The sequence below is a fragment of the Kitasatospora sp. NPDC050543 genome (assembly GCF_044457565.1).
Lineage (GTDB): Bacteria > Actinomycetota > Actinomycetes > Streptomycetales > Streptomycetaceae > Kitasatospora.
The window spans coordinates 1-16,626 of sequence record NZ_JBITGZ010000048.1 but is presented as its reverse complement, the minus strand read 5'-3'; the positions used below and the strand labels follow the sequence as shown (position 1 = coordinate 16,626).

The 16,626-nt window shown below is 75.3% G+C and carries 9 protein-coding genes; 5 read left to right on the top strand and 4 right to left on the bottom strand.

Annotation, left to right across the window (positions count from 1 at the left end; genetic code table 11):
* Positions 1–321 precede the first annotated feature (321 nt).
* Positions 322–1,284, top strand: coding sequence for a polysaccharide deacetylase family protein (locus ACIBH3_RS33190; protein WP_396315826.1), 963 nt, complete (start codon positions 322–324; stop codon positions 1,282–1,284).
* A gap of 145 nt (positions 1,285–1,429) precedes the next feature.
* On the opposite strand, the gene ACIBH3_RS33185 is transcribed toward ACIBH3_RS33190, so the two are convergent.
* Positions 1,430–4,747, bottom strand: coding sequence for an amidohydrolase family protein (locus ACIBH3_RS33185; protein ID WP_396315841.1), 3,318 nt, complete (start codon positions 4,745–4,747; stop codon positions 1,430–1,432).
* 603 nt (positions 4,748–5,350) lie between these two features.
* Between ACIBH3_RS33185 and ACIBH3_RS33180 the strand changes: the two genes are divergently transcribed.
* Both ACIBH3_RS33180 and ACIBH3_RS33175 read left to right on the top strand, forming a co-directional pair.
* Positions 5,351–5,818, top strand: coding sequence for a hypothetical protein (locus tag ACIBH3_RS33180; protein ID WP_396315825.1), 468 nt, complete (start codon positions 5,351–5,353; stop codon positions 5,816–5,818).
* A 161-nt stretch (positions 5,819–5,979) separates the two neighbouring features.
* A complete protein-coding gene (locus ACIBH3_RS33175) occupies positions 5,980–6,732 on the top strand; it encodes a class I SAM-dependent methyltransferase (RefSeq protein WP_396315824.1) in 753 nt (250 codons plus the stop codon).
* Here the strand turns inward: ACIBH3_RS33175 and ACIBH3_RS33170 are convergent.
* From ACIBH3_RS33170 to ACIBH3_RS33160, 3 genes are all read right to left on the bottom strand, one after another.
* A complete protein-coding gene (locus tag ACIBH3_RS33170) occupies positions 6,701–7,492 on the bottom strand; it encodes an arylamine N-acetyltransferase (RefSeq protein WP_396315823.1) in 792 nt (263 codons plus the stop codon). The two genes, ACIBH3_RS33175 and ACIBH3_RS33170, sit on opposite strands and share 32 nt — an antisense overlap.
* A 211-nt stretch (positions 7,493–7,703) precedes the next feature.
* Positions 7,704–7,925, bottom strand: coding sequence for a hypothetical protein (locus ACIBH3_RS33165; protein ID WP_396315822.1), 222 nt, complete (start codon positions 7,923–7,925; stop codon positions 7,704–7,706).
* 130 nt (positions 7,926–8,055) lie between these two features.
* The gene (locus ACIBH3_RS33160) at positions 8,056–10,908 is read right to left on the bottom strand and encodes an AfsR/SARP family transcriptional regulator (RefSeq protein ID WP_396315821.1); all 2,853 of its coding nucleotides are present in this window, start codon (positions 10,906–10,908) and stop codon (positions 8,056–8,058) included.
* Positions 10,909–11,489: 581 nt separating this feature from the next.
* Between ACIBH3_RS33160 and ACIBH3_RS33155 the strand changes: the two genes are divergently transcribed.
* Both ACIBH3_RS33155 and ACIBH3_RS33150 read left to right on the top strand, forming a co-directional pair.
* On the top strand, positions 11,490–14,321 hold the full coding sequence (locus ACIBH3_RS33155; RefSeq protein ID WP_396315820.1) for an AAA family ATPase: 2,832 nt from the start codon (positions 11,490–11,492) through the stop codon (positions 14,319–14,321).
* A gap of 270 nt (positions 14,322–14,591) precedes the next feature.
* Positions 14,592–16,424 (top strand): histidine decarboxylase, encoded by a 1,833-nt coding sequence (locus tag ACIBH3_RS33150; protein WP_396315819.1) that lies wholly within the window; start codon positions 14,592–14,594, stop codon positions 16,422–16,424.
* The last annotated feature ends 202 nt before the right edge of the window (positions 16,425–16,626 follow it).

Below are 16,626 nucleotides of genomic sequence, written 5' to 3'. Positions count from 1 at the left end.
TGGTCATCACGACCGCATCCGGCCGAGTAGGAGCGGTGCTACCCCGCGAGGACCGGCCGGTGATGGCTCGCCCACCCTCGCCCCTCCCGGAATGTCGGCCGTACGACCTCAGCCCGTGCGGCCGACATCCGGGTCGCCGGCCGGGGCGCGGACCGCGGCGGCGGCCCCTGGCCGAACCGGGGGCCACGCGGCCATCCGAGGCAATCGGTGACGCCGTGTCGGGCGCCTCCGTAAATCGAACAAGCAAGCATCTAATGTGATTCATCAGGGCTGGTCCGTGCGCCGCCGATCCGGACGGCCGAGCGGGAGCGGAGGTGCCGGATGACGGTGAGTCGTCGGGCGGTGCTGGCGGCCGTGGCGGGTGGCGCGGTGGCCGGCGGTGCGGCGGGCTGCGCGCCGCAGCAGACGGTCGGACCCGGCTCCGCGGCGGGCCCCACCGTGCACCAGGCCACCGCGACGCCCGCCCCGACCGCCGACACGGCCTCCACGGCCACCGCCACTGCACCGGCCGACCGGACCGCCTCCGCGACGGAGACCGCCGCCGCCGCGGAGGCCGCCGCCGTACCGCCGGCTGCGCCGGTGACCCGCGAGCAGGTGCTGCTTCGCTTCGGCGAGCTCGCCCCCGAGGGCTGGGGCTTCGACGCTCCGGGCGTGGTCGGCGCACTGCCCACCGCCGAGCCCGCGATCGCGCTGACCTTCGACGCCTGCGGCGGGCCCGACGGCAGCGGCTACGACGAGGCCCTGCTCGACTTCCTCCGGGCCCACCGGGTGCCCGCGACACTGTTCCTGAACGCCCGGTGGCTCGACGCCAACCCCGGCCCGTTCGGCGAGCTCGCCGCCGACCCGCTGTTCGAGATCGGCAACCACGGCACCCTGCACCGCCCGCTCTCGGTGTCCGGCCGATCGGCGTACGGGATCCCGGGCACGCGCGACGCCGGAGAGGTGTTCGACGAGGTGGCGGGCAACCGGGACAGGCTGACGGGCCTGCTCGGGCACCCGCCGCGGTTCTTCCGCGCCGGCACGGCCTACTACGACGACGTCGCCGCCCGCATCGTCACCGCGCTGGGCGCGCGGATCGCCGGATTCACCGTCAACGGGGACGGCGGCGCCACCTTCACGGCGGATCAGGTGAATGAGACGGTCGCGGGTGCGGGGCCGGGGTCGATCGTCCTCTGCCACATGAACCATCCGGGCGGCGGCACCGCGCTCGGTGTCGCCGCCGCGGTACCGCAACTCCTCGACGCGGGCGGCCACTTCGTGCGGCTCTCCGACCTCGTGCGCTGAGCGTGCGACGAGCGCGGGCGCGGCCCCACGACGGCCCCACCGGCGGTGGCCCGACGGTGACCCGCCGGGTCCGAGCAGCACGCCCGCTCCGCTCGGCCCGCTCCTCTCAGGCTCGGACGGCCCCGGCGGGCTCGGCCGGCCGCCCTCAGGCCCAGTCCGCCGGCTCCGACCCGCAGCAGCCGCCCTCGCGCATCCGCCGGCCCACCGCGAGCCAGTCGGTGTCCGCCTGCCCCGCGCGCCGGACCGCGCCGCGCGCGGTGTCCGGGGCCGCGAAGGCCTCGACCAGCCCGGACTGCTCCTGGACCACCCCGCCCCGCAGGACGGCCGCCGTGCGGATGAGCGTGGCGAAGTCGCGGAACGGATCGCCGTCGATCACGGTGAGGTCGGCGAGCTTGCCCGGCTCCACCGTACCGAGGTCCCGGTCGGCCCCGAAGACCCGCGCCGGCAGCGCGGTCGCGGTGCGCAGCGCCTGCGCCGGGGACAGGCCCGAGGCGTGCAGGGCCCGCAGCGCCAGGTGCAGATGCAGGCCGACCGGTACCAGCGGCTGGTCGGTGCCGAGGGCGACCAGGCCGCCGCCGGCGAGTACCCGCCGGTAGACGGCCAGTTCCAGCTCCAGCGTGGCCAGTTGCTCGGCGGTCGGCGCCACGCCGGACAACTGCTGCACCAGCTGGGCGTCCCACGGCGGCATCAGCGTGGTCACCCGGGGGTCGGCGGCGAGCGAGGGGTCGGCACCGAGCAGCGGCAGCGCGGTGAACGGCGTCGCGACGAGATGGAAGTCCGTACCGGCGTAGATCTCCGCGACGTCCTGGTACGAGCGCCCGCCCGCGGTGATCGCGTGGCCGTACTCCAGGCGCTGGGTGGCCTGCAGGTGGGTGGTCAGGTCCTGGCCGCTCTGCAGACCTGGTGAACAGAGATGGCTGCCGCTGCGCACCCCCAGCCGCTGCTGGGCGAACCGGGCGGCCTCCGCCATCAGCCAGGCCGGGGCGCGGACATAGGTCTTGACGAAGTCCCACTCCAGCGCCGCTGCGCGCTCCAGCGACCGGCGCAGCCCCTCCCGGGTGCGGTGCGCCCGGCCCATGCTGTACGCGACCCGCGGGCCGTCCAGCAGCTCACCGGTGATCAGCTGCCGGGGCCCGGTCAGCTCGCCCGCCGCGACGGCCTCGCGCAGCCGGGCCTGCTCGTACGCGAAGCCGCCGAGCGAGACGGCCGTGGTGATGCCGTAGGCCAGTTGCAGCGCGCTCTGCCGGCCGCCGTAGGTGTACGGCCAGGGGTGGGTGTGGGTGTCCCACAGGCCGGGGATGACCGTGCGCTGCGAGGCGTCGACCAGGCGGCCCGTGCGGCGGCCGGCGCGGTGCGCGGCGATCTCGGTGATCCGGCCCGCCCGTACCGTGATGTCCACGTCCTCGCGGACCGTCTCGCCGGTGCCGTCCCAGAGCCGGCCGGCGTGCACCACGGTGTCCACGGCGGCGGGGCGGCGGTAGTCGAGGGCCACCCGCACGGTGACCGGGGCCGGGGCCGGGGCGGTGACCGGGGCCGAGTCGCCGTCGGGCGTGAGCGTGAGCAGCCGCAGCCGGCCCGCCGACTGGTAGAGCAGGGTGCGGCCGTCGCCGGACCAGGAGGGGTGGTCGGCGCTCTCGTCGGTCAGCCGCAGTGGTTCACCGTCCGGGGTGCCGTCCGCCAGCACCGGCAGCAGCCACAGTGCGGACTCCGCGACGTAGGCGAGGTGGCGGCCCGCGGGGGACCAGACGGGGCCGCAGGCGTAGCGGTCGGAGATGGAGGTGTGCTCCGCCACGGCGTGCAGGCGGTCCGCACCGGTCGCCGCGTCGACGATCCGGACGAGGTTGTAGCCCTCGCGGAAGCGCCGGTTGAGCCGGTTGCGGTCGCACAGCGCGAGGTGGCGGCCGTCGGGTGACCAGCTGGGGCGCCCGGGTAGCCCGCCGCCGCCCATCGGCGCGGCGAGCACGTGTTCGGTGCCCGCGGCGAGGTCGCGGACGAGCAGGTTGCCCGCGAGGTCCAGGCAGGCGAGCCGGGTGCCGTCCGGGGAGAGCGCGGGGAAGACCCGGCCGCCTTCGGCGAGTACCTGCTCCGCGCCGGTGGCCGGATCGTGGCGGCGGATCGCGAACAACCCGCCGCGGTCGTCGGCGTAGAGCAGCGAGCGGCCGTCCGGTGACCAGCTCGGCCCGTGGAGGTAGCGGGTGGGCGGGGCCTGCACCAGCCTCCTCGGCCTCCCGGTGCCGGTGCCGGTGGCGGTGCCCGGGACGTCGGCCAGCCAGAGCGCGTTGAGCGCGGCGAAGGCGACCTGCCGCCCGTCCGGTGACAGGGCCGGCAGGTGGATGCCACGCACCGGCCGCACGGCGGCGGAGTCCCAGTCGTAGTCCTTCATCCGGTACCCGGGCCGCTCCACCGGCATCCGCGCGGCGAGCGGGATCAGCTCGGTCTGTTCACCGGTGTCCGTGCGGACGATCCGGAAGGTGCCGTCGACGGTGAGCAGCAGGCTCTGCTCGCCGGTCCAGCGCGGCGGCACGGGCGCGAGATCGCCGGCCAGCGGGACGGGCAGGCCGTCCACGACCAGCGTGCAGGAGGCCGCCGGTGCGGCGGTGGTGCGCAGGTGGGCCAGCCGCCCGGCCGGTGAGAGGGCCGGCGTCATGATGCTCGCGCCGGGGGCCGGCTCGGTGTGCACCACCGTCACCGCGCCGGCCCCGGAGGCGGGGACGGCCGCGATGGTCCGGGCTTCCAGGGTGCCCGCGGCGGTGACCCGGCCCCGGACGAACAGCACCCGTTCGCCGTCGGGCGACCAGACCGGGTCGAAGTCCTCCCACGCGGCGTCCTGCAACGGGCCCTGCTGCGCTGGGAGTCCGGTCAGCTGGGTGAGCGTCCCGGCGTGGACGTCCACCGTCCAGATCCGGTACGGGCTGCCCGCCACCGGATCGCCGCCGCGTTCGGAGCAGAACGCGATCCGGCGGCCGTCGGGGGACCAGGACGGTGCACGGTCGTCCCACGGCCCGTCGGTGAGCTGCCGCAGACCGGAGCCGTCCGCCGCCAGGGTCCAGAGGTGGAAGCCGCCGCCCCGGTAGGCGCACACCGCGAGGGACCGGCCGTCGGGTGAGTGCACCGGGCGGGTGGGCTCCAGATCGGGAGGGGTGAGCGCGACGGCGTCGCCGCCCCGGCGGGGGACGGACCACAGGACGCTCTGCACCTCGGCGACCAGGTGCTCGCCGGACGGCGCGAGGGTGGCGGCGCCGTTGGTGGCGGTCGTGAACGACAGTGTGGTGCGGCGGGCCGGTGCCTGGGCCTGGACCGATGTCCGGGCCGGTGCCTGGGCGGGGCCGTCCGCCCGCGCCGGACCGGCTACGGTCACTCCCGCCACGCCAGCCGTGGCCGCTGCCGCCTGGAGGAACCGCCGCCGTGACAGCGTCGCCCGGGCCGGGCGGGGGCCGGGCGCGCTGCCCTCGACGTCGTCCATCGGTGTGCTCACGAGACCTCCGCGTTCGCTGTGTCGCCGCCCGCGTGCGCGTGGCGGCCCGGCCCTCTGCCGGTGCTGCCTGACGGTGCGTGTCCTGGCAGTGCGTGTCCTGACGGCACCATCGCTACCCGTAGGGGCGCTGCGTATACGTCCTCCCGTGAAGCGGCCGGTTCCGGATGTCGCCCGGGCGGTGGACGAGTCGTACCGATGGCACCGACGGGGGTGCGTGGAGGCGCGCGGGAACTTGAACGGCCGATGACGGTGGGTCGGAGCTTGTGCGAACTCCCGTCGGCCGCCGACTGAATGCGCGGGGTCGGCCGGTGTGCGGACCGAGGGCGCGCGCGGATCCGGGCCGGCCGCGCCGGGGGAGAGGTCCGCGCAGGTGGGGCGGGGTTTCGCTCGATCTGACGCAGTGTCGATTTGATGCTGTGTCAACAGACCGTAACGGCATAGGAGTTGCGCAGATCACAGCTACTCCATGGCATGGAGATTGCCCGGAGCGTTCGAGCGTGTGCCATTCTGTAGCCAGATCGGATGTGAAATATCACATTTCAACTGGCCCTCCGATGTCTGTCCGAGGCGCCCGTCATAAGGAGAGTTCCGATGAGTCGACTTGCCCTGATCGCAGCGGGCGTGGCCGGAGCCACCGCCCTGGCCGTCGCCCCGGCGGGGGCCGTCGCGCCGTCGCCGGTCTCTCCGGCCGGTACCGCTGCGACCGTCACGATCTGTGGGCCCTCCGGGCTCCAGTCGGGTCTGCTGACCAAGGTCTGTGCCGACATCACGGGCAACGGCGTCCAGCTGTACGGCCAGGTCGGCCTGGCCGGCCCGCCCACCCCGGACAGCCCGGCGCCACGGCCGCGGCAGCTGATCACCGCACTCTCGGGCACTGTGGCGGGCGGCGTCTCGCTCGGTTCGGTGAACCGGAGCGTCACCTTCCTCGCCTCGAACGTGAAGGTCGACGGCGCCGGTGGCACCGTGCCGTGCGGCTCGACCGTGCACGGCAGCTTCAGTGTCCAGTCCTACCCGTGGCCGGCCAGGCCGGTGGACATCGACGTCGCCGTCACCTGCTGACGCCGTTCGCGCAGTACCGGGACCCCGGGCATCGCCATGATGTCCGGGGTCCTCCCGTTCCATCGATAAGTAATACCCCCACTCGTCTTGCGTCCATTACTCGGGCGGCCTAGAGTCGGTAAGAGACCAATCGCGCTCAAGGCTATTACCGAGGGGTGGACATGACGGACCGGAACCACTGGAACGACTGGCAGCGCAGCTGGGACCGCCAGCAGGAGTGGTACCTGCCCGACCGCGAGGAGCGGTTCCGGGTGATGCTCGACCTGGTCGAGGCGGTGGCCGGCCCGACGCCCCGGATCCTCGACCTGGCCTGCGGCACCGGCAGCATCAGTGAGCGGCTGCTCGCCCGGCTGCCCGGCGCGGTGAGCGTCGGCGTCGACCAGGACCCGGCGCTGCTCGCCATCGCCCGCGGCCACTTCGCGGACGAGCCCCGGCTGCTGCTGGTCACCGCGGACCTCACGGACCCGGGTTGGGCGGACGCCCTGCCGCCCGGCCCGTACGACGCCGTGCTGACGGCGACCGCCCTGCACTGGCTGGCCACCGACGATCTGCTCCGCCTCTACGCGGACCTGGCGCGGGTGGTCCGCCCGGGCGGGCTGTTCCTCAACGCCGACCGCGCGCCCGACCACGCCGTCCCGCTCCTCACCGCCGCCGACGAGGCGTTCCAGCAGCGCCGCCGGGCGCGGGAGCGGGCGGAGGGCGTGCTCGACTGGGCCGACTGGTGGGCGGCCGCGGCGGCCGACCCGCTGCTCGCCGACCACGTCGTCGCGCGCAAGGCGCTGTACGGCGAGCACGCCGACGGTGAGTTCCACCCGGCCGAGTGGCACACCGCCAGGCTCGTCGAGGCGGGCTTCCGGGAGGCCGGCGTGGCCTGGCGCTCCGTCACGGACGCTGTGGTCGCGGCGGTTCGCTGACCGCCAGGACGGGCAGCCGCTCCAGCGATATCCCGAACACCGTCCGGTAGGTGTCGAGCGCCTCGCTCTCGGTCAGTTCGGACTGCTCGCGTTCGCCGTTCGCCGTCGTCCGGTACAGCCGGGTGCCGCTGAGGGTGACCCGGCCGGCCAGGGTGAGCAGCGAGCAGGTCAGGAACCGGCTGAAGTGCGAGTCGGCCGAGGTGCTCTGCCACCAGCAGGTCGGGGCGAAGTCCGACAGGTCGTAGGGGCGGAGGTCGAGCCGGTACTGCACGCCACCGTTCATCAGCAGGTCCAGGTCGTCGCCGTGTTCGACGAGCTGGAAGGTCCCGGCCCCGTCGGACTGCTCGCCGCGCTCGTTCAGTCGCAGTGGCGCCTCGGCGGACCGGCCGAAGCCGACGTCCACCAGCCACGGCTCGTCGAGGTCGACCCGCAGCGCCATGTGGTCGAACGGCGGGCCCGCCTTGTCCTCGTGCACGACGCGGGCGCTGAGCAGGCTGACCCGGTAGCCGAGCGCGGTGAGCAACGCGGCGAAGGCGCCGTTGAGTTCGTAGCAGAAGCCGCCCCGTCGGCGGTCCACCAGCTTGGCCAGCAGTGCCGCCTCGGTCAGCACGATCGGCTCGCCGAGGTGGATGCTGAGATTCTCGAACGGGACGGTCGCGAGGTGCGCGCGTTGCAGGGCGATCAGCGCTTCGAGGTCGGCGCGGGCCGGGCGCTGCGCCCCGATCCGGGCCAGGTAGTCCTCGACCTGTGACTTGTCCATGGACGAACTCCACTCTCTCGGCTCTTCGATCACCCATTCAGCCGGGTCCGAGCCGCGGTGGCCATCGGTCGTTGGTCCTACGCCCTGCCGGTGCGCCCTGCCGTACGGGCGCTCGCCGCACGGTACTTGGCGTACGAGTGCCGGGGCGGGCGGCGGCCAGGCATGGCCGCCCCGCGCCCCGCGCCCCGCGCCCCGCGCCCCGCGCCCCGCGCTACAGCGCGACCGCCTCGAACTCACCGTGCTCGACCCGGACCAGCTGGCCCTCCCGGTAGAGCAGTTGGAGGTCACGTCGTACGGTGCGGGGATCGGGACGCGGATCGTAGGTCTCGCGGGCCCGGCGCCAGTCCCAGGTGCCGCCGTCCCGTCGCATCCTGTCCAGCAGGCGCTGCCTGCGCTCGGTGGCGGTGCGGGGTGGAGTCTGCTCGTCGTTCATGGCTTCATTGTCCCGTTCCGCTGCCGCAGCGGTGCCCCCACCCCGCCCCTGGCGCTCCCGCGCCCGTACCGTGCCCGGCGCCCGCTGCGGCGCCCGGCCCCGGGCGGCGCGACGCAGGCGGCCGCCGGGCTCAGCCCTCCCGGGCGAGGCCCAGCAGCTCGCGGGCCCGCCGCGCACCGGGCAGGTCGCCGAGCTCGGTGAGCAGGACGAGCGCGTCGCCGGCGAGGGCGGCCGCCCGCTCCGGGCGCCGGCCGTCGGACTCCGCGACCGCGCAGGCCAGCAGCGTCTGCGCCTGCTGCGTCCGCAGACCCTCCGCCTCGCACACCGCGAGCGCCGCGCCGTACTGCTCCAGCGCCTCCGCGTGCCGTCCGAGCGCGTTCAGCGCCTCGCCCAGGTGCCGCAGGGCCAGCGCGGCGCCCGCCGCGCAGTCGGAGGCCCGGTAGAGCGCGAGGGCGTCGCGGCCGTGCCGCAGCGCCTGCTCCGGCCGCCCCAGGCCGAGGTGCGCCTTGGCCAGGCCTGCCGCGCACTGGGCCTCCATCCCGGCCTCACCCGCCTCCCGGGAGAGCTCCCGGCCCAGCTCGAAATGGCCGACGGCCTCCTCCAGCGACTCCGGGTGCATCGCGGCCACCGTCCCCCGGACCATCGGCATCCGGTGCCGGAAGACGGCATCGTCCAGATCGGTGTCCTGGTGCGCCCGCCGGGCCGTGGCGCGGGCCAGCTCGTGCTCCCCGGTGTGGGCGTACGCCATGGCCAGCACCACGCAGGCGTTGACGACGGCGCCGCGGTCCCCGTGCTCCTCGGCGCTGCGCAGCAGCACCTGCGCCATCGGCTTGATTCCCCGCCAGGGCAGGCAGAGATCGGTGGACGGCATCAGCAGCACCAGCAGGCTGCCCAGGACGCGGGCGTCCTGCGGGCTGACCGGCCGGGTGGGGTGGTGCAGGATCTGGGCGGCCAGCGCCAGCATCGAGGGCAGCTCGGCGATCACCCACTGCTGGCCGCGGGCCGGCCCGGCCTGCCGCGCGCCGGACGGGTCCAGGGCGTTGGCCAGCCGGCTGTAGGGCCGCTCCACCCGCAGCGCGGCGCCCATCCCGGCCAGGTAGTGGTGGGCGAGCCGGCTGAGGACGGCCCGGCGCTCGGTGGCGGAGTCGGTACTGAGCGTGCGATGGCGGGCGAACAGCCGCACCAGGTCGTGGTACCGGTAGCGCCCCGGCTCGCGCGACTCCAGCAGGCCCACGTCGACCAGGGCCTCCAGCAGCACCTCCGCCGCCCGCTCGGTGGTGTCCAGGACGGCCGCGGACACCTCCGGGGTCAGCTCGGCGATCTCCGGGATGGCCAGCAGCCGGAACGCCCGGGCGGTGGCCTTGCCGAGCGAGGCGTAGCCGAGCTGGAAGGCGCTCTCCACGGCCAGGCTGCCCGTCTCCAGCTCGGTGAGTATCCGGGCCCGGTCGGCCAGCCGGTCGGTGAGCGAGGCCAGCGTCCAGCCGGGACGGGAGGCCAGCCGGGCGGCCGCGATCCGCACGGCGAGCGGGAGCAGCCCGCACGCCCGCACCAGGGCGCGCGCGGCCTGCGGCTCGCCCTCCAGGAGCGCGCCGCCGGCGATCCGGCCCAGCAGGGCGAGCGCCTCTGACTCGTCGAAGGGCTCCAGCAGCGCGCGGCCGGTCACGGGCAGGCAGGGCAGCGGGGTGCGGCTGGTGAGGAGCACGGCGCACTGCGCGGTGCCGGGCATCAGCGACTCCACCTGCTCCGTCCCGGCTGCGTTGTCGAGCAGCAGCAGCAGGCGCCGGCCGGCCATCCGCGACCGGTACAGCGCCGTACGCTCGACGACGCTGCCGGGGATGTTCTCGGGCGGGACGCCGAGTGAACGCAGGAACACCCCCTGCACCTGGTGCGGGTCGGCCGGCTCGTTGCTGGCGCCGCGCAGGTCCGCGTACAGCTGCCCGTCGGGGAACAGCGTGCGAGCGGCCTGGGCGGCCTGCACGGCCAGGGTGGTCTTGCCGACGCCGCCCATGCCGTGGATCACCCAGACCGTCGCGGCGGTCGCCTGCTCGGCCTGCCCGGCGGCCTGCCGCAGCGCGCCGCCGAGCCCGGCGACGTGCGCGAGCCGGCCGGTGAAGTCGGGAGCGGCGGCCGGCAGCTGCGCGGGCGGCACCCACTCCGCGGCCGCGCGCACGGGCGGCCCGCCGGCGCCCACGGCGGCGGCCGCCGGCTCGGCCTCGCCCGGGGCGGCGAGCGCCGGGTCGGAACGCAGGATGCCCTGGTACAGCCGGCTCAGCTCGGGGCCCGGGTCGATCCCGAGCTCCTCGGCGAGGTGACGCCTGGTCCGGTCGTACCCGGCCAGGGCGGCCGCCTGCTGCCCGCAGCGGTACAGCGCCAGCATCTGCAGGGCGCGCAGCCCCTCCCGGACGGGGTGCTCCTCGGCCAGCGCGGACAGCTCCGCGGCCGCCCCCGCGTGCCGGCCCAGCTCCAGCTCCAGCCGCAGCCTGGACTCCGCCAGCACCAGCCTGCGCTCCGTCAGCCGGTGCCGCTGACGCTCGGCGTACTCGCCGGGCACGCCGGTCAGCGCGGTGCCGTCCCACAGGGCCAGCGCCTCGCCCAGCAGCCGCGCGCCGCCCTCCAGGTCTCCCGCCGCGCCGGCCCGCTCCGCCTGCGCCGCCAGCCGCTCGCAACGGACGGTGTCCAGCGCCTCCTCGCCCAGGCGCAGCGCGTACCCGCCGGCCGCCGAGACGAGCAGCCGGGGCCGGCGCGGATCGGCCTCCAGCACAGCGCGCAGCCGGGACACGTGGTTGCGCAGCGCCACCGCCGCGCTGGTCGGCGGATCCCAGCCCCAGATGCCCTGGGCGAGGTCGTCCACCGGCACCACCTGGCCGCGCCGCAGGGCGAGCGCGGCCAGTACCGCCCGCCGCTGCGCCGGGCCGGTCTCCAGCTCCCGCTCGCCGCGCCACACCCGCAGGGGTCCCAGCAGAGCGATCCTCAGATCAGCCATCGTCCCGTTCACTCCCCGTAGTCCCCGTAGTCCCCGTTCCGGTGCCCACCGCGGCCTGAGCCACGGCGCACCTGCTCCTCCACGCCCGCACACCGCTCCACTTACCGGGAAATTACGGACGTATGACATCCGATCGGCAGGATGGAGGAGAGCGGGCGTCGCACCGGTCGATCGCCGGTGTCACCGGTCGTCCCCGGTGCTCACCGACCCGCTGATCCGTCGGCGTCGACGCCCGGCGCCACGACCCCTGCGAGATCCGGCCGACCGGGCCGCCGCCCGGACCGTCGCGGCGTACGGCGGCCCGCGCCGCCGAGCCGAACGTCAGCCCTCGAACCCTCCGAGCGACTCTTGCCTGCCCACACCACCCAGCTGCCGGCCCCGGCCGTCGAACCGACGGGGCGCCGCCGCCCGGGTACCGCCGCGCGGAACCCGCTCGACGGCAGGTCATGGTACGACAGATGTCCTGTTTGCGCACCGAATGCCCCAGCATCCGGGACGGCCCTCGGCGCCTGCGCGCGTCGCCCGCCCGCCCCGGCGCTCGTGCGCCTACCGACGGTCCGCGCGGCCCGCCGGGGGTGCCCGTGCTGATCGGCCGGGAGAACGAACTGGACACGCTCGCCGCACTGCTCGCCGACCCCGCGGCGCGCAGTACCGCCGTCCTGGTGGAGGGCGCACCCGGCAGCGGCAAGAGCGCCCTGCTGCGCGCCGCCCTGGAACGTACCCGCCAGGACGGCGACCTGGTGCTGACCGCCTCCGGCGCCGTCCCCGAGCGCGCCTTCGCGCACGGCGTGGTCCGCCAGCTGTTCGAGCGGCTGCTCGCCGCCGAGGCCGCCGACGGGCGCGAGCAACTGCTCGCCGGCCACGCCGCCGCGGCCGCCGCCCTGCTCGCACCCGCCGCCCCCCGGCCGGCGCACACCGACGAAGAGCTCCTCAACGGCCTCCACTGGCTCACCGTCAACCTCACCGGGCGCGGGCGCCTGGTCCTGGTGGTCGACGACCTCCAGTGGGCCGACGAGCCCTCGCTGCGCTGGCTGCACTACCTGCTGCGCCGCTCGGGCGGCCTGCCCCTGGTGGTGATCGCCACGCTCGGCCCCGGCACCGACCCGCAGGGGGCCGGCGCCCTGGGCGCCCTGCTGCCGCTGTTCCGCCACCAGATCACCCTGCCCGCACTCGGCAGCGCAGCCGTCGTCGCGATCGTCCGGGACGTCCTGGGCGAGGGCGTGGACGAGGCCTTCGGCCTGGCCTGCCACACCGCGACCGGCGGCAACCCCTTCCTGCTGCACGCCCTGCTGCGCACCGTGCGCGCCGGGCAGCACGAGCCCGCCACCCTGACGGCGAAGCGGCTCGCCGGCTGTCTGCCGCCCGGTGTCGCCCGGGCCGTGCACGGCCTGGTCTGCGACCTCGGCCCCGACGCCACGGCGGTCGCCCAGGCCACGGCCGTGCTCGGCTCGGCCCCCACCACCGACCTGGTGGCGGGCGTCGCCGGGCTGGGTGAACCGGCCGCCGAGGACGCCGCCGACGCCCTGGTCAGGGCCGGCCTGCTGGTCCGCGCCGAGGACGGCATCGCCTTCGCCTGCCCGGTGATCGCCGAGGCCGTCGCCGCCGAGATCCTGCCGAGCAGACGTCAGCAGCTGCACGCCGCCGCCTCCTCCCGGCTGCTGGCCCGCGGCGCCGCGCTGGAGGAGGCCGCCGGGCACCTGCTGGACGGCCCGCTCGGGCTGCCCGGCACCCCGGAGGTGCTGCGGCGGGCCGCCGCCGAGGCCGCCCGGCTGGGCGGCCCCGAGCGCGCCGTGGCCTTCCTGCGCCGCGCCCTGCGCGAATCGATGGACCGGGCCACCCGGGCCACCCTGACGATCAGCCTGGGTGAGGCCGAACTCGCCTCCAACGTGCCGGCCGCCGTCGGGCACCTCCGGCGCGGCCTGGAGCTGTCCTGGGACCCGGTCGAGCGGACGGCCGCCGCGCGTACCCTCTCCGGTGCGCTGTTCGCCCTCGACCGCTACCAGGAGGGCCTGGCCGTGCTGCGCGGCACCAGCGCCGCGCTGCGCCCGCTGGATCCGGCCAACGCGCTGCGCCTGGAGGTCGACTTCATCTACGGCAGCATCAGCCAGGCGGCCTCGGCCACCTCGGTACTGCCCCGGCTGCGCGAGCTCGGCATCGCCGACGCCGAGGGCACGGCCGTGGAGCGGCCGCTCGCCGCGCTGCTCAGCCTGCGGGCGGTGATGGCGGGGGAGCGCCCCGAGGAGGTGGTGGAACTCGCCCGCCAGGCGCTGAGCAACGGGCTGAGCCCGCTGGACGACGAGTCCGGCGTCTACGCGGGCGCGATCCTCGCGCTCGGCGCCACCGGTCAGGCGGAGCTCGCCCTGATGTACACCGACGCGGCCGTGGAGGAGGCCCGTGCCCGCGGCTCGGCCTTCGCGTACGCACTGGCCAGCAGCACCCGGGCCGGCGTGCACTGCCGGCTCGGCCGGGTGCTGGACAGCCGGGCCGACGCGGCGAACGCCCTGGAGGCCCTGGAGGAGACCGGGATCACCCTGCGGCACAGCCACTGCGCGGCGCCGCTGACCATCGTGATGGACGCCCTGATCAAGCAGGGCAACGTCGAGTACGCCGCGGAGCTGCTGGAGCGCGCCGGGCTCACCGGGGACCTCAACGGCCACTGGATCAACGACTACGTGCTGCTGGTGCGCGGCCGGCTGCGGGTCGCCCAGGGCCGTCTGCGCGACGGCCTGGCCGACTTCCTGCTCAGCGGCCGGCGTTGCAGCGCCCGCAGCCTGCCCGGGCCGGGCGCCCTGCCCTGGCGCGCCGAGGCGGCCCTGGCGCTGGCGGCGCTGGACGAGCGCGAGTCCGCACTCGTCCTGGCGCAGGAGGATCTGACGCTCGCTCAGGAGTGGGGCGTACCGGAGTTCATCGGATCGGCGCGGCGCACCCTGGGCCTGGTCACCGGCGGGTCCCGCGGCCTGGAGCTGCTCGGCGAGGCCGTGGGCATCCTGGAGGAGACCACGGCGCAGTACAAGTACGCCCAGGCGCTGGCGGACCACGGCGGCCTGCTGCGGGCGGCGGACCGGCCGGCGCAGGCCCGGGTCCAGCTCCAGCGCGCGGCCAGCGTGGCCCACCGGCTGGGCGCCGCGGTGGTCGCCGAGCAGGCGCTGGCGCAGCTGCGGGCGGCCGGTGACCGGCCGCGCACCCGGGCCTTCCAGGGCGTGGACGCGCTGACCCCCACCGAGCGCCGGGTGGCCGGTCTGGCGGCCAAGGGCATGACCAACCGGGAGATCGCCCAGCACCTGTTCGTGGGGCTGCGCACGGTCGAGGTCCACCTCACCAACACCTACGGCAAGCTCGGCATCCACGGCCGCTCCGGCCTGGCCGAGGCGCTCTGCCGCAAGGCGGCGGCCGCCGGAGGCCGGGGCGGCTGACGGGAGGGCGGCCGACGCCCGGGCAGCCGGGGCGGGCGGGAGAGGTGCGGGCGCCGGAGCCGGAGCCGCAGGACGTACCCGTTCGACCGAGTCCGAGGTGCCGAGCGGGCTCCGGCGGCGAATACTCACGGTGTCGGCCCGGTGGCCCTCGGCCGCCACGCCCGGGGCCCGGTACGTCCGGTCCCGCCGGTGCCCCCCTCGCCGACGCCGTTCCGCGCCCGCGCCGTTCCCGCGCGAGGCCTTCCTCCCCATGTCGCGGAGATTCTCCCCATGACGGACGCCACCTTCCACCCTGACCGCCTCCTGTCCATCGACGGCCTGACCAACGGCCACTCGGCATTCGCCACCCCGCCCAGCGGTGACCCGCGCAGCGCGTACCCCGTCGAGCCGGGCCTGGAGGCCGAGGACTTCGGGCTCCACGCGGACGGCCTGAGCCCGGCCGAGCGGCGCCGGGCGCTCAGCCGGATGGAGCTCTACCTCGCCGACAAGCGCGACCACATGCTCGGCTACCAGGCCAACCAGGACATGAACGGCTACCCGACGGACCTGTCGCGGTTCATGGAGGGCCACCTCAACAACATCGGCGACCCGTTCCGGACCGGCGGCTACAAGCCGAACACCAAGGTGGTCGAACGGGCGGTGCTGGACTACTACGCGGCGCTCTGGAACGCCAAGTGGCCGCACAACCCGGCCGATCCGGAGTCGTACTGGGGCTACATGCTCTCGATGGGCTCCACCGAGGGCAACATGTACGGCCTGTGGAACGCCCGCGACTACCTCAGCGGCAAGGCCCTGATCAGGCCGGAGGTGGCCGAGGGCCCGTTCGGCGTCCTGCGCTGGATCCAGGCCGCGCCCGACCGGCGCAACCCCAACGCCTACCGACCGGTGGTGTTCTACTCCGAGGACACCCACTACTCGCTGGCCAAGGCCGTCCGCGTGCTCGGCGCCGAGACCTTCCACGCCGTCGGGGAGCAGCTGTACCCGGGCGGTTGCCCGCTCAGGGACGCCCAGGACCGTCCGATGGCGCACTGGCCCACCGAGGTGCCCTCGCGCCCCGGCCCGTCCGGGTTCTCCGCGGACGGCCCCGGCGAGATCGACATCGACGCCCTGGAGGCCCTGGTCCGCTTCTTCGCCGGCAAGGGCCACCCCGTCATGGTGATCCTCAACTACGGCAGCACCTTCAAGGGAGCGCACGACGACGTGCGCCGGGTCTGCGAGCGGCTGATGCCGATCCTGGAGCAGAACGGGCTGCTGGAACGCCGGGTGGTCTACGGCAAGGACCCGCCTACGGGCGAGGAACTGGCGGACATCCGCCGGGGGTTCTGGATCCACGTGGACGGTGCGCTCGGCGCCGGGTACGGCCCCTTCATGCGGATGGCCTTCAAGGAGCCGCGCTTCGGCTGGACCCCGGAGGTCCAGCTCCCGGAGTTCGACTTCGGTCTGACGGTCAGCAGCAGGAACCACGGCAGGATCGACATGGTCTCCTCGATCGTCATGAGCGGCCACAAGTGGCCGGGCGCGCCCTGGCCCTGCGGCCTGTTCATGACCAAGGTCAAGTACCAGCTGAGCCCGCCTTCGCTGCCCGACTACATCGGCTCGCCGGACACCACCTTCGCCGGATCGCGCAACGGCTTCTCGCCGCTGGTGGTCTGGGACCACCTGGCCCGGCACTCCTACCAGGGCCAGGTCGACCTGATCCGCGGGGCGCAGCAGCTCGCCCGCTACCTGGAGGAGCGGCTTCGCGCGCTGGAGAAGAAGCACGGCGTCGAGCTCTGGCCGACCCGTACCAACGGCTCGCTGACGGTGCGCTTCCGCCGCCCCGGCGACCAGCTGGTCGCCAAGTGGTCGCTGTCCACCGAGAACGTGCTGATGGATCCGGGTGACCGGAGCAGCCTGCGCCGGTGGGCGCACATCTTCATGATGACCTCGGCCACCCGGGCCGTGCTCGACGAGTTCCTCGCCGACCTGGAGGCGGAGTGCGTGCAGCGCCGGCTGCCCCCGGCGGAGTCCGTGCTGCCGGCCTCCGCGCTGCCCGCGGTCGAGTTCGCGGACGGCATGCTCTCGCTCGCCGCCGTCCCCTCCGAGGCGCGCGGGTTCCACTAGGACGGCCCCCGGGGCGGGCTCGGAGCCGGCCCCGGCCGGCCCTGCGCGGCGGATCCGCGGCGCAGGGCCGGCCGTCGGCGTGCGGTCAGCTCGCACTGTCTGCCGGCGGGAGTTGGGCCTGGATGGTGTTCATGACGGTGGTGTCGGCGAGGGTGGTGGTGTCGCCGATTTCGCGGCCTTCGGCGATGTCGCGCAGGAGGCG

What these genes read in the sequence shown, in the direction of transcription:
- ACIBH3_RS33160 (WP_396315821.1), bottom strand. Translation starts at nt 10,908, where the DNA reads ATGGCTGATCTGAGGATCGCTCTGCTGGGACCCCTGCGGGTGTGGCGC.
- ACIBH3_RS33150 (WP_396315819.1), top strand. Translation starts at nt 14,592, where the DNA reads ATGACGGACGCCACCTTCCACCCTGACCGCCTCCTGTCCATCGACGGC.
- ACIBH3_RS33170 (WP_396315823.1), bottom strand. Translation starts at nt 7,492, where the DNA reads ATGGACAAGTCACAGGTCGAGGACTACCTGGCCCGGATCGGGGCGCAG.
- ACIBH3_RS33180 (WP_396315825.1), top strand. Translation starts at nt 5,351, where the DNA reads ATGAGTCGACTTGCCCTGATCGCAGCGGGCGTGGCCGGAGCCACCGCC.
- ACIBH3_RS33190 (WP_396315826.1), top strand. Translation starts at nt 322, where the DNA reads ATGACGGTGAGTCGTCGGGCGGTGCTGGCGGCCGTGGCGGGTGGCGCG.
- ACIBH3_RS33165 (WP_396315822.1), bottom strand. Translation starts at nt 7,925, where the DNA reads ATGAACGACGAGCAGACTCCACCCCGCACCGCCACCGAGCGCAGGCAG.
- ACIBH3_RS33175 (WP_396315824.1), top strand. Translation starts at nt 5,980, where the DNA reads ATGACGGACCGGAACCACTGGAACGACTGGCAGCGCAGCTGGGACCGC.
- ACIBH3_RS33185 (WP_396315841.1), bottom strand. Translation starts at nt 4,747, where the DNA reads ATGGACGACGTCGAGGGCAGCGCGCCCGGCCCCCGCCCGGCCCGGGCG.